The organism is Methylococcus capsulatus str. Texas = ATCC 19069, assembly GCF_000424685.1.
In the GTDB taxonomy this organism is placed as follows: Bacteria; Pseudomonadota; Gammaproteobacteria; order Methylococcales; family Methylococcaceae; genus Methylococcus; species Methylococcus capsulatus.
Genome location: NZ_KE384224.1, coordinates 749,088 through 769,856 on the forward strand (window position 1 = coordinate 749,088; position 20,769 = coordinate 769,856).

Sequence of the window (20,769 nt, forward strand, 5' to 3'; positions counted from 1 at the left end):
ATGGGCACATCGCGGTTTCCGGACGGCATCTCAATGACGGGCGTACTGGCGCAAATGAGCGCCCTGATTCTTTGCGGCATGGCCCTGCAACGGCTTCAGCCTCTCGGCGTCGACCCCGAACGCCTGCGTCGAGCCGTGACCGGTCTCGTCTTCAATGCCCTGCTTCCCGCGCTCGTCTTGTCCGCGCTTTGGGGCGGCGGCGCACATCCCCAGGGATGGAAGATATCTGTGTTCGGGGCGGCGACCGTCCTGTTCGGCCTCAGCGCGGCGCTATGCTTGGACCGGGCCTTGCACCTGGACCGACGGCAAACGGGGGCGACCCTGCTCGGCATCGCCTTCTCCAACGTGACCTTTCTGGGACTGCCGGTGCTGGAACGGCTCTTCGGCCCGGAACTCGCCCGCCCCATCGTCATCCAGATCGATCTGTTTTCCACCGCTCCGCTGGTCTTCACGCTGGGCGTGTACATCGCCTCCCGTTACGGTGAAGTGCGGGCGAATCTTTCCACTGCGCTCCGGGCGCTGTTACTCAATCCCCCGCTTTGGACGGCGTTCGCGGCTCTGATGCTCGGCGACTTCGGCATTCCACGGCCAGCCGTCCTGGAACCGCTCCTGGAAACCGCCGCCTCGGCCGTCGCCCCCCTCATGCTGCTAGCCCTGGGGCTGGGTCTGCGATGGAACTCCTGGCGCAAGGAAAACACTCGGCTGGTGGCCCTGGCATCGGGACTGAAACTGATCGCCCTGCCCCTGTTCGGCCTGAGCCTGACCCACGGTCTGGGCATTGCCGGAGACACCCGCGCCGCGCTGGTGCTGGAGGCAGGCATGCCCAGCATGCTGCTGGGGATCGTTTATTGCGACCGCTACCGGCTGGATACGGGGCTGTATGCAATGCTCGCAACGACGACCACCTTGCTTGCCCTAGTGTCTCTGCCCGCCTGGCACCTGTTGCTCGGAACCTTCATCGGAAGCCCGGCATGACGCAGCCCCAGGCCGAAATCCTTTCCCAGGGCGACGAGCTGGTAATGGGCCAGATCGCCGACACCAACGGTGCCTGGCTGTCGGAACGGCTGACGGAACTCGGATTCGCCGTCACGCGGCATACCACGGTGGGCGATGAAGTCCACACCCTGACCACAGTTCTCCGGGAAATCGCTGCACGCGCGGACCTTTGCGTCTGCACCGGCGGCCTGGGTCCCACCCTCGACGACCTGACGGCGGAAGCGGTAGCCCAAGCCTTCGCCCGCCCCCTGAAGGAAGATCCGGAGGCCCTGCGGCAGATCCAGGACTGGTTCGCTGGCCGGGCCGACCCCATGCCCGCGGCGAACCGTAAGCAGGCATTTCTGCCGGAAGGCTCACGGCGGCTGGACAACCTTCGTGGCACAGCGCCCGGTTTCGCACTGGATCATGGCGGCTGCCGGTTTTTCTTTCTGCCCGGCGTCCCCCACGAAATGGAATTCATGTTCGAACGCCTCGTGAAGGCGGACATCCAGTCGAGCTTCCCCACCCGACCGATGCAACGGGTCACCCTACGAGTGCTCGGTGTCGGGGAATCCACCCTCCAGCAGCGGCTCGATCCCTTCGCATTGCCGCCCGGGATCAAGCTGGGCTTTCGCACCGTTCCGCCGGAAAACCACGTCAAGCTGCTGTTCCCGGCGGATTTCCCGGCCCCGGAACGCGATCTGCTGATCGACGAAATACGGCGCGCCATCGGGACTGCAGTCTTCAGCATCGATACGCCGGAGCGGCCGGGGGGCACGTTGATCGAATGCGTCGACCGGCTGATGCGCCACACCGACGCCAGCTTGGCGACACTGGAAACCGTGAGCCGCGGCCACCTGGCCCAACTCTGCGGTGCCTTCTCCTGGTGGACTTACGGGCTGGTCGTCCCCGACGGCCGGGCCGTCGTCCAGCACCTCGAACTGTCCCCCGGCAACGGCCTGTCCGACGGTCCTCTGGATGTGGCAGCGATCGCCACACACCTGCGCAGGCGGCACGGCACGAGCCACGCGCTGGCCTGCATGGAATCGCCGCGAAATCCGTCCGAACTGGTCATCGCGGTCGCCTCCGAGGTAGGAACCGCCAGGGTGCGGCACAGCCTGGCCGGAAATCCCGGATACCGGCGAGCACTGAGCGCAGCGCTGGCCCTGGACTTTCTGCGCCGCTCGCTGCCTGCTCCCTGAACGGTACGAGGAGATTGCCAGAAACGCCCTACAATGCTACTGTTGGCTTCCGCAAAGGCGGGTGTAGTTCAATGGTAGAACCTCTGCTTCCCAAGCAGATAGCGTGGGTTCGATTCCCATCACCCGCTCCACATCGACTCACGGCGAGCGGCCGGATCGGCGTCGCATCCTCCTCGTTTCCGGACAGCACGCCAACTGCCCACACCACAGCGGAACGTTTCCCGGAACATCCACTCTAACCCCTTCGTATCAGCCAACCCATTTCACCGTAGCGCGTTTTTCATTTTGGGAACAACGGAAGGCTGCCAAGAAAGACAACAGCGGAGATAGTTTGATGCGAAACATCCTTACCACCGTCGCGGCTTCTGCAATATGCAGCTACGTCGGCGCTGCCAAAGCCGAAGCAATGGACTTCGACCCGATTCCCGCGTCGGCCTACGCCGAATCCACGACCGACAAGACGGTCCTCGACGCCGTACCCTGGCTCATTCCGGACGGCTATTCCCAGCGCGTCGTCTCGGATGAAACCGATCTGAACGTCTACCAGCTCAACGACCGGCCGGCCTTTATCGTCACGAACGAAACCGGCCCGCAGGCAGGCCGCTACCTCTACCGCACCCATGAAACCTATCCAGGCAAGGACACCCATCTGGACGGGACCACGGGGGGTGCGCTTTCGGTGGTTGACCTGGAAACCGGCGCGACCCGGCTGCTGGCGACCCGCGCCGACTGGGAGGTATTGGACGGCTTGACCTGGACGCCCTGGGGGTCCTTGCTGTTCGCCGAGGAAACCGACGAGCCGCAATATCCCGATCCGGATTATCCCGATGCCAGACGGGGCCTCGTTTACGAGCTGAAGCTCAACAAGGACGACCCGACCGTGGCCCAGTCGGTGACCGCCCTGCCCTCGCTGGGGGCGGTCCGGCACGAAGCGGTCGAGTTCGACCGCAAGGGCAATGTCTACCTGTCCAGCTCGAACCGCGACAGTTACATCTATAAATTCGTGCCGAAAAAGCGCGGCAACCTGAGCAAGGGCAAACTGTATGCGCTCCGCGTCAAGACCGGGGGCCAGACCGGCGCCGCAAAATGGGTCCCGCTCGATATGAAACGGGCCCGGATCGATGCACACGAAGCGGCTCGCGCCGCCAATGCGACACCCTATTGCAATCCGGAGGACATCGAACTGATCGGCCAGAAACTGTACGTGGCGGTGAAGTGCGAACCCCGGATCGACGGCGTCGACGGTCCCGGCGTGATCCTGTCCGTCACGCTGGGCAACCAGCCCAAGGTCAGCTATTTCGTCGAGGTCGGTAAGAACGTTCCTGCCCAAAATGCAGCGGCCGGGATCAGCGGTTTCTTCCGCCCGGAAACTCTGGCCGAGGGACCCGACGGGAAACTTTGGATCACGGAGGACACTCAGCCGAGCGACATCTGGGTGGCTGATACCCATACGGAAGCCGACGGCCTGAGCAGTAGCGTGAAGCTTTTCGCCTCGCTGAAGGATGCCGAGGCGACGGGTACGGGCATCTATTTCGGCGCCGATGCCGGCACCTTGTACGTCAACGTCCACGAGTCGGCCACGGGCAACGACAAGACCATGGCGATCACCGGGCAGCATGGCCATTGACGCGGCATCTCCCCGTCATCCCGAAGAAGCGGTCCCCGGACCGCTTTTTTGTCCGCTGCGTCAAGGGCTGGAGAAAGACGTACCCGGCGTATCGGGGAGGAAAAAGCAGAAAAGCGCGATGAGGAGGTACACGCTCAACAGCTGCACCCCTTTGAACCAGTTCGACCGGCCGTCTCCGACCAACATCGACAGCAACAGAACCGGAAGCATGATGATCATGATGCCGGCATTACCCACCATCAGGTTCAACGGCCGGGGCGCGATGAAATAACTGGCCAACACGAGCACCGGAGCGACGAACAGCGCGATCTGCACGCTGCTGCCGACAGCGATGCCCATGGTGAGATCCAGTTTGTTCCTGCGGGCCACGGTCACCGCCGCCACACTTTCCGGAGCGCCGCCGATCAAGGCAAGAATGATCACGCCGATGAATGCTTTCGACATACCGAGGCCGGCCGCGGTTTCCTCGATCGAACCGACCAGTATCTCGCTCATCATCGCGAGTGTTGCCGAAGAGATCGCCAGATGCGCCACGGCTAACTTGGCGTCCGTACGGCCCGGCTCGACATTCGCGTCCGGAGCGGCTTCTTCCGACACGAAATAATCGGGGTGAGTCTTCAGCATGAAAACCAGGCTCATCGCATAGGTCGCCAAAAGCACCAACGCGACGCAGACATTGAGGCCGTCTTCGCGATCGATCATTTCCGGCGGTATGAAATTGTCGAACACGCTCGGCACCACGATGCTGATGGCTGCGACCATCAATACCGCCCGCTGAATCCGCGCGCCATGCCGATTGAACTTCTGGACATGGAAACGCAATCCTCCCAGCAGGAAGGCCAGCCCGAGCACGAACAAGAGATTGCTGAGAATGACTCCGACGATCGACGCCTTGACGACTTCGATCAGCCCCGCACGCAGGGCCATGAGCGAGATGATCAACTCCGGAGCGTTGCCGAAAGTGGCGTTGAGCAGACCGCCAACCGCCGGGCCCGCCCGATGGGATACCCGTCCAGTGGCGTCCACCATCGCCGCGGCCAGCGGGATGATGGCAAGAGCGGCCGCCGCGAACCGAAAACCCGCCGGCACCGAGGCCAAATGCTCGAAAATGACGGCCAGCGGGATGAAGACCAGAAGAAACTTCATGAATTGGACGACATATCCCGATCCCGCAGAACATTGCCGACGCCTGTCCCCGCAACGGGCCGATGCCGGCCGCCTAGGATCAGCGGCCCTTCTCTTTTAGGAAACCGTAGGCATTGAGCAACAGGGTCGACACCGGACCCAGCATGTGGCCTTGCCGGACCTGATGAACCGCGAACCCGACGAACGTCAGAAACATCGCGGACTGGAAATCGAGCGCCCCACCGGTCGCCCGACGCAACCGGCGATCGATGACCTTGAGGCCAGCTACGGTGGCATCTGCGATGGAAGGCGGGGAAACCAACGCCGCGGGCGCGGTGACGGCGAACAAGTTCCGGTCGGCGGCGTAGCGGGTGATCGGCTGCCACGCCTCGCCCAGATTGTGGACCACCAGCAGACCGCCGGTTACGGGCCGGACTTCCACCGATGCCACTTCCGGATGCGCGGCCAAACCGTTTGCCAGTTCCCGCAACGCCGCCTCATCGCCGCGTTTTTCGGCGACGCGCAGCCGCAGCCTGCCGGGCAGGCAGTGAACGATCTCCGCCCTCAGCATATCAATCGGCGGCCTCGACTCCTTTGGCTTCTGCCGCGGTTTCACCCGCCGCCGCACCGGCAGCGGCACCGGCCGCGAGTTCGGCCTTGACTTCCGCGACGATGTCTTCGAGATTCTCGGCGGCTTCAGCCAAGATTTCGCGCCCCTTTTCCGAAAGCAGGATGGCGGCTTTGACGGTCGACCGCGCCATCGGCCGCGCGGCCCGCGCAGCGGCGGGGAGCGCCAGACCGGCCAAGGCCACGACGCCAGCGCCGATCGCGACACCCTTGACGATGTCGTTGTTCAAAACCTCGTTGACCGGCGGCAATTGGTCGAAAAACTCTTTGATCGGGGGCATGGCAAATTCCTCAGGCAGCCAATGCAGTATACCGGACGGAGGCTTTTCCGGGCCGGCGTTTCAACTTCTTGTATTCCGCTTCGATAAGCGATCTCGAATATTTTCGCTCTAATCGACGAATAGTAAAGTGGCTGCGCGCGGTATCCTGAAAGTGTTGAATGAAAGCATTGTTGATAAGTGCGCCCCCCAAGGCGCCGACAACGGGAATAAGTTTCGCGGCGGCCCGTTCCGAAAGCGCCACGCCGAAACGTTCGGAAACATGGCCGACCAGATTGACCAGGGCCGGCGCACTCCTGCGGTCCAGGCCACGTCGCGCGATATGCCGGGCGGCGCTGGATAGCGGCAGCTCCAGCGCAAGACGGAGGCTGTAATAGCCTGTGTCGGCCGCATCGTCCTCACTGGATCGTCCCCCCAACGCGAAGACTTCGAGACAGGCGAGCTGGCCTTCGGGCGACTCCACGTCCTCTCCTTCCTGCCGGGCAATGTCGGCGATAGCCCGCAGCATGAGGACCGTCGTCAGCGGGATTTCCAGCAGCAGTGCCGGCCCACCGAAGAAGCCACCGACGGCACCGGACACGGCACCCATCATCCAGTAGCGGCGGTCGGCCAGCGGCGCGGCCGAAGCGCTCAGGCTGCCGATCGCCATGCTCAGAGCCTTGGCAACGGCCGCATCGACGCCCCGATGCCATGCCATGTACCAGGAACGCGGCAGCAGCTTCACGGCCATTTCGATGGGCGTTCCGACCACGCCGGACAGCCTCGCCGCGAAGCTGGGGTATTCAAGGTGATCGAACGCCCGCTGCAAGGCCCGCCGGTCATCTGGAGTCAGTGAAAAAGGGAGCACGCGCTTTGATTTGGCTGAACGCATATCGAGTGTTTGAGAAAAGGAAAACGCGAATTGGTGGGATATCCGCAAGATATGTGTTATCCGTTCAAGCTATCAGGTTGCTGTGACGGTTTCATGACGCCGCAGCGAGATTTGTCGATACCTTGCCTGACAGGGAAAACCACACGAACCACGGTACGGCCTGGGCTATACTTCATCCCTTTCTTTTTTCGGCAATGTCAGAGAAATCGGGCCGCCGCGCTACGTCCTTGTGAAAATGTCCTTCGGTGCGATGAAAACCTCCCTGTCATCCCTTCGGCGTACAGGGCTCGTGGGGCTGGCCGCCGCCAACCTTTCCGGATGCTTGGCGCCGACGGCACTCGACCATGCCGTCCTAGCCTATAACGAAGCCGCGACCGACATCATCGACAAACAGATCCTTTTGAACATCGCCCGTGCCGCCCGCCACCAGCCGATTCATTTCACCGCCCTGTCCAGCATCGCGGCGACCTACAACGTCACGTTCAATGCAGGCGCCACACCGGCACTGACAGGCAACTCGGGCGGGTTGATGATGCCGGTCTTTGGCGGCTCCGTCGCCGAAAATCCGACCGTGAGCATCGTCCCCGTCGAGGGGGAAGCCTTCACCAAGCGCATGCTGGCGCCGCTGCAGGAAAACAAACTGACCCTGTTGCTGCGCCAGGGCATGGACGTGGACATGGCTCTACGTCTCATGGCGCAGGAGTTCCGAACGTTCCGTGAAGGCGAAGAAGTCGCTTACACCAACAAGCCTTCCGACCGGACCGGCTATTCATTCTTCCGGCGCCTGGTCCTCCATCTGTCCTCCATCCAGGATCGCAACCGGCTTTACGTGGAACCGATGTTCTTCACTCAGTCCTGGACACTGCCGGCCTCGGCGATAACGCCGGAAGGATTCGCGGCGCTGGAGCAAGGCTATGAGATCCGGTTCGAACCGTCCACCAACAGCTACCTCCTGTCGAAAAAGGTCACCGGACGCCTGATGATCACCAATTACGATCCGGACAATCTGCCCGAGGCGGAGCGTATCCGGCTGAACCGGGAGGCCGAAAACAGCCCGCCCAACGCAATCGCGGTGGATATCCGCAAGGACTATCCCGGCGGGGAATTCCCAATCCACGGGACGTTCCGACTGCGCAGCTTCCAAGGCATTCTCGACTTCATCGGCAGATCCATCACGGAAGAACCGGAGTACGACGTCCAGCCGGATCCCAGAACCCCGCCGGTGCGGGAGAATCCCGCATCAACCGTCGACATCGTGGAGACGGATTCGCGCCCGTCGGATGCCGGGCTTGCCGTGGAATTCGCCGGCCGTTACTACTCATTGCGCCCTGAAACCGGCCACCAATGGAATCTGGAGGCCTTCCGCCTCCTCTACCAGCTCTACCAGATGACCGTGACCGACCTGCCGACCTTCGGGACACCCAGTATCACCATCGCAAAATGAAAAACGCCGGGGCGCCCCGGCGTTTTTCAAGGATCGAGACTGCGTCGATCACTCCAATGCCGGCATACCTCCGAGATAGCCGATCGCCGCCTTGGACTTGTCGATCAGCGGTTCGAGTTGTCCTTTGAGGGCCGGATCGATGTTGGGTGAATAATCGCCGGCATGCTGGTAGTTGCTCATGATGTAGGCATGACCGCCCAGGGCGTCGATCGCCTGAAGCCCGGTGCTTTCCGCGCCTGCGGGCAAGGACAGGATGCGTGACAACTTGCCGGTATCGACGTTGTAGGCCCACAGGAAGTTGTTGATATGGAGGGTGCTACTGTCCTCGCCGATGAACAGGGTACGCATCTTTTCCGAATATTTCAGATTGTCCGGATTGGCGATCCTGTCGACAGCGGCGGTATTTCCCGCGGCATCCTTGGCGATGTCCTGTCCCAGCACCAAGGCCTTCATGTGAGTCCCTGCGTACTTGCTGTCGATCCTGCGGCCCTCGGTGTCCAGCTTCCAGGTCGCGAGATCCATCTGGTAGACCGCGCCTGCCAGCAATTTGGGGATACGGATGTGGTTGGCCGGATCCTTCGGTTTGTCCTCCATGCCACTGCTCAGGCGCGTCATCGCCAGATAGACTTTCCGGTCGCGGGCGTTGACCGTCACGCCCTCGAATTTTTCGAATTCCGTGGTGGCCCCCATATACGCGGCGAAGCGGCGTGTCTCCAGGAAGGCCGCCGCGGTTTCCATCCCGGGTTTCAGCTTCAGATTTTCCACCAGCCCCTTGTTGTGGCCGGCGATGATCTGCCTGAAACCTGCCGGAGGCGCTTCATAGGAACCATCGGCCAGTTTGTTCACCGGGGCGGTTTCGAAGATGTCGGCAAAGGTCACGCCGCTCGCCACCAGCGAATCCAGCTCGGCATCGCTGGCATGGCCGAGACGGACCCATGCCAGATCGGCTTCGCCGCCATTCTCGGCGCTGATCTGCTGCCATTTCGCGGCATACAGCGTCCCGGCAGACAGATCACGCTTCCGGTCCGCCACAAACATCGTCAGCACGTTATAGGTACCGTCATCGCCCTGGAACACCGTGCGTTCATCGGGCAGCACCTGAACCAGCTCGCGGGATACGCGACCCAGGGTCCGATGGCGGACGACGCGGGTTGCGCCGCTTCCGTCGACTGTCACTTCAGGCACGATGCCGTAGTTGTACACGTTGGCCACCTTGGTCCCGGCAAGATAACGCTCCATCCCCTCCAGACCAATGGATCCGCTTGCACAGGAGCTTTCCACTTGGCAACGGGCGTCCGGCTCATACTCCTCGCTGCCGAGATGGGTATTCCAGGGCGAGAGGGAGCCCGCACAGGGAATCCACAAGCCATCGATGGCCGACATGTCGATGTTCTTGAGGCCGGTCGCCGCCAGCGCCCCGGTTTTCCCGTCCTGCGCGATGCTCGCCAGGCTCATGGTCATCGGCTGCTTGCCGTACTGATCGACGCCGGCAGTGTCCAGCCAGTCGTATTCGAAATGGGTAACCAGAAAAAGCTTGTCACCGCCCCTGGCGGGGATGCGGATCAGACTATTCGCGTCCGGACTTTCGGAGATCATCGGATTGCCGTTCGAATCCAGCAATGGCGTACCGGTCACATCATAGATCGCGCCGGCAGTCACGCCGCCAATGGTGTCCATGTTATAGAAGAGCGTGTTGTATTTGAGATCGTAGATCCGGCTCCCTCCGCTCTTGAAAGTGACCTTCGCCTTGGCGTTGGTGTAGGCAGCAGCCCTTTGTTCGGCGGTTTCGGGCGCCGCCATCCCGATGAACTCCACTGACTTCACCGGAATCGCGCCTTTGACGGCGGCGATGACAGGGGATGCCCCCGCACCCGCCAGAGCCATACCGACCGCCGTAGCCAGAAATCTTTTTTTCATCATCTTCAAACCCCTCGAAATATTATGATGATCTTTATACCGTACGGCCTGCACCGTCCGGATGAGCGGGCGATCTTATTTGCTCGAAGTTAAAGGCGGATGACAGGGCCGGCTCCGAACGACGGCCGGAGAGTTCCTATGGACGCCGAAAAATGACTGTGGTATCCGTGTTCCCGTCGGACATACCGAGTGCAATGCATCCGACGACCATGAAGCCTTACCACCCACGAGAGGAGGAAAGCACGATGAACGTTCTGAACAGAGGCATCATCAAAGGGCTGCTGACCGCGGCATTCGCCACGATGCTCGGCCTGAGCGCGGCGCAGGCGGCGGAAGATCACAAGGCAGAGGCGTTGAAACATGCCGAAGCCGCGGTCGCGGCCGGCAATGCGGCAGGCGTGGCGGAACATGCGGAGGCCGCGAAGACCCATGCCGCCGCCGCCAATGCGGAAAAGAAAAGTCCCCACTACGACGCTGCGATCACGAGCCTGAACAGCGCCATCGAGCACGGGAAGATGGGGCACGCCGACATCGCCAAGAAATCGGCCGAGGAAGCCGTCACCCACTTGAAAGCCGCGCCCTGAGACGGAAGTCGGGTTTAGGGACGAACCCCGCTAATGGGGCGGGCCGATGCTCATCGGCCCGCCTTTCCCGTCATCATCCCATATCGGAAAACTACGCTTATTCCCACCGGAGAGCCAGGGGACGCCTCCAATCTTGGGCTAGCGTTCAATGCGTACTATGAATACACCGGATCGGGGCGCGATCGTGAAAGGCTTTCGTGCGCCTCAAACCGGGGGGGCGAAGGATGCCACCCTGGCGAGAGATCTTCAGGAGCACGTTAAGCGGACGACCGCTCCTTACAAGTATCCGAGGGAAATCGAGTTCCTGGACGAACTGCCGAAGACCGTGAGCGGAAAGATCAGGCGGGTCGAGCTGCGCAAGCGCAAAGCGCACGCGCTGAGGTTATCCTTTGGCTTGCGCGTTAAACGCGGGCGGCTCACGGATCGACGTTCCTGGGCGAGAGCAGGAACCTGTTGTTGGAGGGCTGGAGGGGACGATTCGTGATACTGGTGCCCCAGCAGACCTGGGCCGAGTCCTGGAAAGCGGCGATCTGGTCGGAGGACATCGCGATCGGCGTCAGCATCTCCGTCCACAGCACACCTTCAGCGCATCTGGGCAGAGCGATGTTTTCGCCTGGGGTGGTGGAACCGTTGAAGCGCACATAATTGCGCTTTTTGGGAATCAACCCGGTCAGCTTAAGAGCGACCGTCGAGGGGTCGTTGAAGCTCGGAGCCTCCTGACGCCCTTGTTTTCCTTGCCCGTGACGACGAAGACGCCAATCACCGCGAGCTGCCCGGTCTGCTTGTTCTGATGGACGAGATGAATCTCCATCGGGAACTGTTGGCCGTTTAGAGTGTATTCGCTCGGAGTATGCTCGTGGATGTTGATAAGGTCGAAGCGATCCTTCCCGATCTTTATGAAGTTGCCGTTGCCGTGGTTGAAGGCGACCTGATCGTCGTGGTCGAGAAACAACACGTCGGCGACATTGTAGTGAAAGCTAAGCTTGGGCAGGTCGGCCTTGGTGACGTTGGCGGTGACGATATCGAATGGAGACTGCCGCGAACCTGTCCCGCACTGAATGGGAAACAGGGTGTTCCAGTTGCTGGGGCCGTTGGCGCCGCTGTAGGACCAGTCGGGTTCGCTTGGGCATCCCGCGGCTCCGGCCGGGCGCGAAAAACTCAGGATACAGATGAGGGCCAGTGCGGCCCAAATGGTTCGCCGTACCATCCCAATTCCTCCCTTCAACGGCGAGATCCATCTCACCCGGATTTGAGATGGAGAAAAGAATGTAGAGAGATCAACAATAAGTCAAGGAGGCGGCTTAAGCCCTCCCTGCTTGATGCGGGTCATCGTCGGCAACCGACCGACTACGCGACTATTCGAGACACGACAGCCCCCCATCAGGGGCAAGGTGATTCCCTGTCTCCGAAGGCGCGCGAAAAGCCACAAGGCAAGAAGCCTCGCTCCGTGACGGTCGAATCATCCTGGACCGGCAGAGTGCGCTCGACATCTTCTGAAGCGAGGGCGATCTTGAGCATCAAAAGGGGGGGAGTTGCGAACAGTTCCCAGACAACGTTCGTCTCTAGGGCGTGACCCACTCGCTCGACTGCGCGACCTGCACCGCGTGGGGGAATTCCGCGGCCGAGGTCGAGCGCGTCGAGTGGATCCGGAAGAACTACCCCGACGCGCACCGGCTCCTGCAGGCGAAGACCGGGCTCGTCTGGGACGAGGTGGCGCGGCAGAGCGGGAAGCTCAGGCCGTTCCTGGAGGCGGTGGCGCAGGACCCGCCAGACGGTTTGCAGCCTTCCTAGCGGCCCGAGGATAATCCGGGCGTGATGCGGCTCGGCCTGCCGTACTCGTCCGGAATGACGAGGTACTGGTGGTAGTGGCCCTGGGAGTCCGTCTCCCAGACGTCATAGATCGCGGAGCGGCGTTGCCGGTCCCGGATTTCCTGCATGGGGTCGGGCGCGGTTTTCCATAAAGGAGGTTCCCGTCTGGTCTCGCCGATTGCGGACGTGCAGGCGGCAGGATTGGTAACGCACTCCGAATCCCACGCGGCTGCCGTCACGGGAAGCAGCGCAACCAGGAACAGGAAGTTCTTCATGGCTTTGTACAACATCGGCGATCCACTCGGCAGCTTTCTCGGCGCTTACCGCGACATCGTAGCCCTTCAGGAACAGGACCGTCAACGGCGCGAGGCGGCGGAACTGCGGGACGCGCAGGATGTCGCCGGGAAGTACCTCTCGCTGTACACCACCACGGACCCGGCGGGCAACCTCGTCACGAAGGACGCGCACGAGGCGCTGCGGTCTCCCGAGGCGCTGGAGCTTTTCAACCATCCGTTTTTCCAGGGCCAGCTCAAGCACGGCGTGCCTGACAACGTCGCCAAGGTGCGCGTCGACGAGGTGGTGCCCACGGGCAAGGATGACCGGGGCAATCCGCATTACGGCCTGCGGGTGTCCTGGCTGGACGGGGACGGCAACGTGCTGTCCCACGGACCAATCACCGAAGGGCGCACCAACCGCGACGACGATCCAGTCAAGCTGGTCAATGCCGACACGCTGCACCATGCCGTGATGTCTTCGCTCTACGCGAAGGATCGTGGCCTGGCCGATTACGTCAATACCCGTCTGAATCAGGCGAAGCTTCGCCGAGTGGCAGGCATTCTCCAGAACGCCCGGACTCCTGAAGAACGCCAACAGATTTTAAGCCTCGCGGCGCAAAACGGACTCCCCCCGGAGGACCTGGTCAAGATGATAGCCCTTCCCCAGACCCGGCTCTCCGCCAACGGCGTCCAGATTTCCGTCGACCCCTACGGCAACGAGACCTTCGCCGGCGTCAGCCCCGGGCTCCAGGCCGCGAACCGCAACGCGCTGTACCAGGATGCGATGGTCCGCGCCCAGGCGGCCGAGGACGCGGACCGGCGCTTCGCCGCTTCCGCCCTCGAGCGCCGGCTCGCGCAGGACCGGGCGCGCTACGAGCAGAAGCGCGGCCTGCGGCTGCGGGACGCCTTCGACATCGAGCGCATGCTCGATGCAGGGTCCGGCGCCTCCGCCCCCGCTTCCGCCCCCGCGGCCCCGTCCGACGCCGAGGCGGTCATCCGCCAGGCGGCGATCGACAACAACCTCGATCCCGCCCTGCTCAAGGCGGTGGGGCTGGTCGAGAGCGGCCTGAACCCGGCGGCGGTCAGCCCGAAGGGCGCCCGCGGGGCGTTCCAGCTCATGCCGGCGACCGCCGCCCAGTACGGCGTGACCGACCCGCACGACCTGAAGCAGGCCGCCAACGGCGCGGCTCGGTATCTCCGGGACCTGACCGACCTGTTCGGCGGGGACACGGAGAAGGCGCTGACCGCCTACAACCTCGGACCGGGCGCCCTGATGAAAGCCCTGCGTTCCGGCGAGCCGCTGCCGAAGGAAGGGCATGGGAGGTACACTACGGCTGCCGGATTGCCGCTTTCAACTCGTCGGCACCCGAAACCACCCCACCCTCACGGGTGCTCAATCGAAGAACAACCCCGCCAGCGGGGACGAAGCCGACGCGAACCGGCGCCTAGGCATCCTGCCCGCCAGGAAGGCTTCACGCCCGGCCTCGATCGCCTTCTTCATCGCCGATGCCATCAGTACTGGATTTTTAGCCTCGGCGATGGCCGTGTTCATGAGCACGCCATCGCAGCCGAGTTCCATCGCTACGGCGGCGTCGGAAGCCGTACCCACGCCCGCGTCGACCAGGACCGGGACCTTGGCGTTTTCCACGATGGTCAGGATGTTGTAGGGATTGCGAATCCCCAACCCCGATCCGATGGGGGCGGCCAACGGCATCACGGCGACGCAGCCGATCTCTTCCAGGCGCTTGGCGATGATCGGATCGTCGTTGGTGTATACCATGACATCGAATCCATCGCGCACCAGGATCTCCGCCGCCTCCAGCGTCGCGGTCACGTCCGGGAAGAGGGTGGTCGGGTCGCCCAGCACCTCCAGCTTGACCAGACGATGCCCCCCGAGCAGCTCGCGGGCCAGCCGGCAGGTACGCACGGCGTCTTCGACCGTGTAACAGCCGGCGGTATTGGGCAAAATGGTGTAGCGGTCGGGCGGGATCACGTCCAGGAGACTGGGCTGGCCCGGGTCCTGGCCGATGTTGGTGCGCCGGATCGCCACCGTGACGATCTCCGCGCCGGACATTTCCACCGCGGCCCGGGTTTCCGCCAGATCCTTGTATTTGCCAGTCCCGACCAGCAGGCGTGAAGTGTATGCCTTCCCGGCGATCACCAGCGGATCGCCCTGCCCCCCCCCGATGGCGTGGACGATTTCCACCCGGTCGTCGGGCTCGAGGACCCGGGAACCATAGTCGCCGTGTGGCACGATTTCGAGGTTCAGCTCGACGGCCACACGTTTCCCGGCGAGGTCCATGGCGGCGATCAGATCCTCCAGGGTCGTTCCAGGCGGTACCGTACGCTCTTCGCCGTTGACGAAAACACGCATGCGCTCAGGCCCCCCGCACGTTCCGGATGCCTGCCGACCGGCCGCGCCGGCTCTCCACCGCGGCGGCGAGCCGTTCCAGCACGGCCACGCTGTCATCCCAGCCGATGCAGGCATCAGTGATGCTGACGCCGTATTCGGGAACCATGCCCTTGTGGAGTTTCTGATTGCCCGGCTTGAGGTGACTTTCCACCATCAAGCCGATGATCCGCCTGTCGCCGCCATCTATCTGTTCGGCCACGTCCTCGGCCACCCGCAGCTGCTTCAGGTAATCCTTCATGCTGTTGGCATGGCTGCAGTCCACCATGATGTTGGGCGGCAGGCCGACGGCTTCCAGCGCCCTGGCCGCCGCTTCGACGCTGGCCGCGTCGTAATTCGGCCGGGCTCCGCCACGAAGGATGATGTGACAGTCGGTGTTACCGGTCGTGGAGAAGATCGCCGAATGACCGGCCTTGGTCAAAGACAGGAAATGATGTGGCCGCCGTGCCGCACCTATGGCGTCGACAGCAACCTTGATCGTGCCGTCGGTGGCGTTCTTGAATCCAACCGGACATGACAGCCCCGATGCCAGTTCACGGTGAGACTGGCTCTCCGTGGTACGAGCACCGATGGCGCCCCAAGCGATCAGGTCGGAGACATACTGCGGGGTGATGAGATCGAGGTACTCGGTGGCCGCGGGCATGCCCAGTTCGTTCAGATCGAGCAACAGCTTGCGGGCGAGACGCAAGCCTTTGTTGATGTTGAAACTCTCGTCCAGATCGGGATCATTGATCAGGCCCTTCCAGCCGACGGTCGTTCGCGGCTTCTCGAAATAGACCCGCATCACGATTTCCAGATGTCTCGCCAGTTTCTGGCGGAGCGGCAGCAGCCGCTCCCCGTATTCGAGCGCGGCCTTGGGGTCATGGATCGAACAGGGCCCGATCACCACCAGCAGGCGGTCGTCCTCCCTGGAAAGGATTGCGTGAATCCCTCGGCGGGCGGTCAGTGTCGTGAGTGCGGCCCGGTCCGTGATCGGGAATTCCTCATGAACCTGGACGGGCGGAATGACTTCCTTGATCTCGCAGATGCGAAGATCGTCGGTGTTGTACACGCTGGGCATGGCCGCAAATCTCTCTGATCGACAATTCGAAGCCCCTGCGGCCGGGCCTCTTCATCAGCGCAGACGCCGGGAAATCCGACTATTTTAGCCTGGCGCAGCGTTTGGGGATAGTCGCCGTCAGGGATGAGCGGAGCCGTTGAGGCGCCATTCATGCCCGGACGTCATGCTGGAATGGGGACGTTCAGACCGCATGGTGCCGGATCACCAGGCCCATGGCCTGGTAGATCACGTATTCCGCCAGATTTTCCGCGTGGCAGGCGATACGTTCCAGCGCTTTGAGGACCAGAACCAGATTCACCGCCCGGTTGGCACCGCCGGCATCGGAACCGCCATTGTCCATCAACCCGCCGAGCGTCTGTTGGAACCTCTCGGAAACCTCGCGCTGGCTCGCGATGAACTGCTGCGCCTGTTCGGCCTCCCACGAGTCGACGATGCGCAATGCGCTCTCGAACCGCTTGACCACGAGGTCAGCAAGCACGAGGACCTGGTTGCGCGGCACTTCGGCAGGATAATCGGCCGGGACGGCATACAGCCGTTCCACGCACGAGGCGATCTTCACCGCCTCATCGCCGACGCGCTCCAGATCGGTAATGGCTTTCGACAGCGCCATCACCAAGCGAAGATCGCTGCCCTTCGGACAGCGGCGGGCGAACAGTGCAACGACCTCGGTATCGGCTTCAACTTCGAGATCGTCGACCTGGTCATCCTCTTCGATGATTTCTGCTGCCAGACTCACGTCGCCCGTTTTCAGGGAACGCACCGCCTCTTTGACCTGGGTCAGCACCAGCGTGCCCATTTCCAGCACCTTGTAGTGCAGTTCCCGTAACTCGCCGTCGTAACGGCGGATACTGTGACCTTCCGTAACCTGATTCATCGAACGCAATCTCCGCAATTAGCCGAATCGGCCGGTGATGTAGTCTTCGGTGAGGGGATGGCGTGGGTTGGTGAAGACCTGTGCCGTATCACCGACCTCGATCAGCCGGCCGAGATGGAAGTAGGCCGTACGCTGGGAGACGCGGGCCGCCTGCTGCATGGAATGGGTCACGATGGCGATGGTGTAGAGCTCGCGCAACTCGTCGATGAGCTGCTCGATCTTGGCCGTGGCGATGGGATCGAGCGCCGAACAGGGCTCATCCATCAGGATCACTTCGGGACTGACCGCGATGGTCCGGGCGATGCACAGGCGCTGTTGCTGTCCACCCGACAAACTGGTACCGGGCTTGGCCAGATCGTCCTTGACCTCGTCCCACAACCCGGCCCGCCGCAGCGACGACTCCACGATTTCCTCCAGCTCAGCCTTGCTATTCGCCAGACCGTGGATCTTCGGCCCGTAGGCGACGTTTTCGTAGATGCTCTTCGGAAACGGATTGGGCTTCTGGAACACCATGCCCACCTGCGCCCGCAGCGGCACCACGTCCAGCCCGCCGTCGTAGATGTCCTGGCCGTCGAGACGGATCGAACCGGTCACCCGGCAGCCCACGATGGTGTCATTCATCCGGTTGAGACAGCGCAGAAACGTCGACTTTCCGCAACCGGAAGGGCCGATCAGAGCGATGACCTCATTGTGGCCGACATCCAGACTGACGTTCTGAATCGCATGCTTTTCGCCGTAATAGACATTGACGTCCCGGCACATGATCCTGGGGTTCGGCGAGCTGATTTCTCCGATCGTCCGGGTGAACTCCCTCTGGTGGGCGGCGATCAAAGTTCCCTTTTCCGGGCTTCTCATTTTTGCGCTCTCTTTGCCTTGAACCGTTTGACTCTCTGCGATTGTATTCATGCGCTCCCTCGAGCTTTTGGTAGTGTAACCCGCAGGCCCCGAGGACGAATCACCAGCGCCGCTCGAAGCGCCGGCGCAGGTACACCGCAGTGCCGTTCATCAGGATCAGGAATGCCAGCAGGACCAGAATCGCCGCGGAAGTGCGCTCAACGAAGCCCCTCTCCGGGCTGTCCGCCCACAGGTAGACCTGGACGGGCAGCACGGTCGCCGGATCGAAAATGCCGTGCGGAATGTCGACGATGAAAGCCACCATACCGATCATCAGCAATGGCGCACTTTCGCCCAGCGCCCGCGACATCCCGATGATCGCGCCGGTCAGCATCCCCGGCATGGCCAGGGGTACGACGTGGTGGAACACGGTCTGCATTGGCGAAGCCCCCACCCCCATGGCGGCCTCGCGTATCGAGGGCGGTACCGCCTTCAGGGCCGAGCGGGCTGCGATGATGATGACCGGCAGCGTCATGAGCGTGAGCACCAGCCCACCGACCAGCGGCGAGGAACGCGGCACGCCCAAGAAATTGATGAACACGGCCAGGCCGAGCAGGCCGAAGACGATCGATGGCACCGCCGCGAGATTGTTGATGTTGACCTCGATGAAATCGACCCAGTGATTGCGCGGCGCGAACTCCTCGAGATAGATGGCGGCCGCCACACCGATGGGGAGAGACAGTACCAGGGTGACCAGGACGGTGTAGAAGGAGCCCATCAACGCTCCCCCTATCCCCGCCTGTTCCGGATCGCGCGAATCACCGGCCGTAAAGAACTTCGCGTTGAATCGCCGTTCCAGACGACCTTCGGCCTTGAGCCTGTCGACCCATGCCAGTTCGCGGTCCTTCATGCGCCGCTCGGCTTCGGCAGCGCTGCGATCGAAGTAGCCCTTTTCCAGCAGGTCGACGTCCGCGCCCGCTGCCACCCAGATGCGGGCCGAATGACCGACCAACTCGGGATGTGCCAGGATCTCGTCACGGACGGCATACGAAGCGCCCGCGCTGATCAACCGATGCAGGGCGCGTTTGTCCTGACGTTCAGTGACATCCGGAAACAGCTCCCCCAGAGCGCGCTTCAGCAGTGCCCCATAGTCGGCCGAGGCCAGCGCTTCCGGCGAACGCCCGCCGTCGGGATCGATCACGGCCGGGTCGAAACTGACGTCGAGACCCACGTAGGTCTGCGAGAATGCCCGGTAGCCCTGGCCGAAGATGCTGACCAGCAGGATGACCAGCATCAGGATGCCCGCACCTATGGACATGAGGCCATAGAGGCGAAAACGCCTTTCGGCGGCATGCCGCCGCCCGAGGGAGGCCTTGACGATGTCGGCAGTGCGTCGCGAAAGGACGTGCGTGGCTTCGCTATTCATATTGTTCCCGATACTTCCGGACGATGTGCATGGCAATGATGTTGAGGGCGAGCGTCGCCAGGAACAGCACCAGGCCGAGGGCGAAAGCCGCCAGCGTCTTCGGACTGTCGAATTCCTGGTCGCCCACCAGCAGGGTGACAATCTGGGTAGTGACGGTGGTGACCGCCTGCAGGGGATTGCCGGTCAGATTCGCCGCCAGGCCCGCCGCCATGACGACGATCATGGTCTCGCCGATCGCCCTGGACACCGCGAGCAGGATTCCACCAACGATACCGGGCAACGCTGCCGGAATGACGACGTTTCGGATCGTTTCCGATTGGGTGGCGCCGAGGGCATAAGCGCCGTCTCGGAGCGACTGCGGCACCGCATTGATGAAGTCGTCAGAAAGCGATGATACGAACGGAATGATCATGACTCCCATCACCAGCCCCGCAGCCAGAGCGCTCTCGGAGGACGCCTCGAGCCCCAGGGACTGCGCCACATCCCGGACAAAGGGAGCGACCGTCAGAGCGGCAAAGAAGCCGTAGACGACGGTGGGTACGCCCGCCAGGACTTCGAGCAACGGTTTGCCGACTGCCCGGATGCGGGGGGTGGCGTATTCCGCCAGATAGATGGCCGACAACAAGCCGATGGGAACGGCAACCGCCATGGCGATCGCCGAAATCAGCAAGGTGCCGGTGAACAGAGGCACCGCTCCGAATGCGCCGGAAGACCCGACCTGGTCCGCACGGATCGCCATCTGCGGACTCCAGTCGGTACCGAACAGGAACTCGGTGATCGGAACCAGTCCGAAAAACCGTATCGATTCGAACAGCACCGAAAGCACGATGCCGACAGTGGTGAAGATCGCGACCAGGGAGCAGGCGATCAAAAAAAACATCAACGCCCCTTCCACCTTGTTCCGCGCCCGCAACGACGGCTGGATGCGCTGCCCGGCGACCACGCCGCCGATTACGGAAACGGACAGCGCGACCGCGGCCAGCAAGGCGTCACTCAAAGAGCGCAGGCGGAGGTATTCGGCGGCAGCCGCCTGTATCGCCGGGTTGGTAGCCGATGTTTCCTTTCCGCCCACCACGTTGCGGATGTCGTTGATGACAAGGCCCAGTTGCTCGGGAGACTGGCCGCGGAGCTCGTCCGGCAGGCTCGAAATGACGAGGTGGTTGATGACCGGCCCCTCGAACATCAGCCAACAGACCAGCAGTATCAAAGCGGGCACTCCACACCAAAGCGCAACGAAAAATCCGTAGTACCCGGGAAGCGAGTGGAGGTTGCGGATTCTGCCCGAGGCGACCGCCAAGGAGCGACGGCGGCCGAAACGGTAAGCGGCGAGGCACAACAATACGAGGACGAAAAACAGCGTTGATTTGGTCATGGGTAACTTCTGGCCACAAAAATCGGACCGGCCGGCAATTTACGGACGCAGCGGAGCAT

The 20,769-nt window shown here is 62.5% G+C and carries 21 protein-coding genes, 1 tRNA gene and 1 pseudogene; 9 read left to right on the plus strand and 14 right to left on the minus strand.

The window, feature by feature from the left end; genetic code table 11:
• Positions 1–33: 33 nt before the first annotated feature.
• The 4 genes from H156_RS0114880 to H156_RS0114895 all read left to right on the plus strand — a co-directional run bounded on the left by H156_RS0114880 (position 34) and on the right by H156_RS0114895 (position 3,804).
• Entirely contained in the window at positions 34–975 is a 942-nt protein-coding gene (locus tag H156_RS0114880; RefSeq protein WP_026045913.1) for an AEC family transporter, read from the plus strand.
• The gene (locus tag H156_RS0114885; protein ID WP_017365141.1) at positions 972–2,177 is read left to right on the plus strand and encodes a competence/damage-inducible protein A; all 1,206 of its coding nucleotides are present in this window, start codon (positions 972–974) and stop codon (positions 2,175–2,177) included. Before H156_RS0114880 ends, H156_RS0114885 begins: the two co-directional genes overlap by 4 nt.
• A 57-nt stretch (positions 2,178–2,234) precedes the next feature.
• Positions 2,235–2,308: transfer RNA gene (locus H156_RS0114890), tRNA-Gly, on the plus strand.
• 203 nt (positions 2,309–2,511) lie between these two features.
• A complete protein-coding gene (locus H156_RS0114895) occupies positions 2,512–3,804 on the plus strand; it encodes an alkaline phosphatase PhoX (protein WP_036246582.1) in 1,293 nt (430 codons plus the stop codon).
• Between the two features lie 60 nt (positions 3,805–3,864).
• On the opposite strand, the gene cax is transcribed toward H156_RS0114895, so the two are convergent.
• From cax to H156_RS0114915, 4 genes are all read right to left on the minus strand, one after another.
• Positions 3,865–4,950, minus strand: coding sequence for a calcium/proton exchanger (gene cax, locus H156_RS0114900; protein ID WP_017365143.1), 1,086 nt, complete (start codon positions 4,948–4,950; stop codon positions 3,865–3,867).
• A gap of 79 nt (positions 4,951–5,029) precedes the next feature.
• Positions 5,030–5,569: an HMA2 domain-containing protein gene (locus tag H156_RS0114905; RefSeq protein WP_282213448.1), complete on the minus strand. Its 540-nt coding sequence runs from the start codon at positions 5,567–5,569 to the stop codon at positions 5,030–5,032.
• Positions 5,502–5,837, minus strand: coding sequence for a DUF5132 domain-containing protein (locus H156_RS0114910; RefSeq protein WP_010960384.1), 336 nt, complete (start codon positions 5,835–5,837; stop codon positions 5,502–5,504). Before H156_RS0114910 ends, H156_RS0114905 begins: the two co-directional genes overlap by 68 nt.
• 10 nt (positions 5,838–5,847) lie before the next feature.
• Complete coding sequence (locus H156_RS0114915; RefSeq protein WP_026045914.1) at positions 5,848–6,753, minus strand: EcsC family protein; 906 nt, start codon at positions 6,751–6,753, stop codon at positions 5,848–5,850.
• Positions 6,754–6,994: 241 nt separating this feature from the next.
• On the opposite strand from H156_RS0114915, the gene H156_RS0114920 reads away from it, so the two are divergent.
• Positions 6,995–8,149, plus strand: coding sequence for a hypothetical protein (locus H156_RS0114920; RefSeq protein WP_238536845.1), 1,155 nt, complete (start codon positions 6,995–6,997; stop codon positions 8,147–8,149).
• Positions 8,150–8,197: 48 nt separating this feature from the next.
• Here the strand turns inward: H156_RS0114920 and H156_RS0114925 are convergent, their stop codons facing one another.
• Complete coding sequence (locus H156_RS0114925; RefSeq protein WP_017365146.1) at positions 8,198–10,069, minus strand: PhoX family protein; 1,872 nt, start codon at positions 10,067–10,069, stop codon at positions 8,198–8,200.
• Between the two features lie 242 nt (positions 10,070–10,311).
• Here H156_RS0114925 and smbP point away from each other — a divergent pair, with 242 nt between their 5' ends.
• Complete coding sequence (gene smbP / locus H156_RS0114930) at positions 10,312–10,650, plus strand: small metal-binding protein SmbP (RefSeq protein ID WP_010960380.1); 339 nt, start codon at positions 10,312–10,314, stop codon at positions 10,648–10,650.
• 157 nt (positions 10,651–10,807) lie between these two features.
• Positions 10,808–11,134, plus strand: a complete 327-nt coding sequence (locus tag H156_RS17695) for an AMP-binding enzyme (RefSeq protein WP_274517078.1) — start codon at positions 10,808–10,810, stop codon at positions 11,132–11,134.
• On the opposite strand, the gene H156_RS17700 is transcribed toward H156_RS17695, so the two are convergent.
• Positions 11,067–11,315: a carbonic anhydrase family protein gene (locus H156_RS17700; RefSeq protein WP_026045916.1), complete on the minus strand. Its 249-nt coding sequence runs from the start codon at positions 11,313–11,315 to the stop codon at positions 11,067–11,069. The two genes, H156_RS17695 and H156_RS17700, sit on opposite strands and share 68 nt — an antisense overlap.
• 5 nt (positions 11,316–11,320) lie before the next feature.
• Positions 11,321–11,857 (minus strand): carbonic anhydrase family protein, encoded by a 537-nt coding sequence (locus H156_RS16335; protein ID WP_017365148.1) that lies wholly within the window; start codon positions 11,855–11,857, stop codon positions 11,321–11,323.
• A 362-nt stretch (positions 11,858–12,219) separates the two neighbouring features.
• Between H156_RS16335 and H156_RS0114950 the strand changes: the two genes are divergently transcribed.
• Positions 12,220–12,441, plus strand: a complete 222-nt coding sequence (locus tag H156_RS0114950) for a hypothetical protein (protein ID WP_017365149.1) — start codon at positions 12,220–12,222, stop codon at positions 12,439–12,441.
• Here H156_RS0114950 and H156_RS17130 read toward each other — a convergent pair.
• Positions 12,438–12,749, minus strand: coding sequence for a hypothetical protein (locus H156_RS17130; RefSeq protein WP_154656742.1), 312 nt, complete (start codon positions 12,747–12,749; stop codon positions 12,438–12,440). The genes H156_RS0114950 and H156_RS17130 overlap by 4 nt on opposite strands.
• 907 nt (positions 12,750–13,656) lie before the next feature.
• On the opposite strand from H156_RS17130, the pseudogene H156_RS17600 reads away from it, so the two are divergent.
• Positions 13,657–14,013: pseudogene (locus H156_RS17600) on the plus strand (transglycosylase SLT domain-containing protein); the annotation flags it as partial.
• Positions 14,014–14,127: 114 nt separating this feature from the next.
• Here H156_RS17600 and thiS read toward each other — a convergent pair.
• The 6 genes from thiS to pstC form a co-directional block, all read right to left on the minus strand.
• Positions 14,128–15,108, minus strand: a complete 981-nt coding sequence (thiS, locus tag H156_RS0114965; protein WP_017365152.1) for a sulfur carrier protein ThiS — start codon at positions 15,106–15,108, stop codon at positions 14,128–14,130.
• A gap of 4 nt (positions 15,109–15,112) precedes the next feature.
• Entirely contained in the window at positions 15,113–16,204 is a 1,092-nt protein-coding gene (gene aroG / locus H156_RS0114970) for a 3-deoxy-7-phosphoheptulonate synthase AroG (protein WP_017365153.1), read from the minus strand.
• Positions 16,205–16,385: 181 nt separating this feature from the next.
• Positions 16,386–17,078, minus strand: coding sequence for a phosphate signaling complex protein PhoU (gene phoU, locus H156_RS0114975; protein WP_017365154.1), 693 nt, complete (start codon positions 17,076–17,078; stop codon positions 16,386–16,388).
• A gap of 18 nt (positions 17,079–17,096) precedes the next feature.
• Positions 17,097–17,933 carry a phosphate ABC transporter ATP-binding protein PstB gene (gene pstB / locus H156_RS0114980; RefSeq protein ID WP_154656743.1) on the minus strand — a complete coding sequence of 279 codons (837 nt, stop codon included), beginning with the start codon at positions 17,931–17,933 and terminating at the stop codon, positions 17,097–17,099.
• Between the two features lie 100 nt (positions 17,934–18,033).
• Positions 18,034–19,338 carry a phosphate ABC transporter permease PstA gene (gene pstA, locus H156_RS0114985; RefSeq protein ID WP_010960373.1) on the minus strand — a complete coding sequence of 435 codons (1,305 nt, stop codon included), beginning with the start codon at positions 19,336–19,338 and terminating at the stop codon, positions 18,034–18,036.
• On the minus strand, positions 19,331–20,710 hold the full coding sequence (gene pstC / locus H156_RS0114990; RefSeq protein ID WP_017365156.1) for a phosphate ABC transporter permease subunit PstC: 1,380 nt from the start codon (positions 20,708–20,710) through the stop codon (positions 19,331–19,333). The genes pstA and pstC overlap by 8 nt, the downstream gene beginning before the upstream one ends.
• Positions 20,711–20,769: the final 59 nt, after the last annotated feature.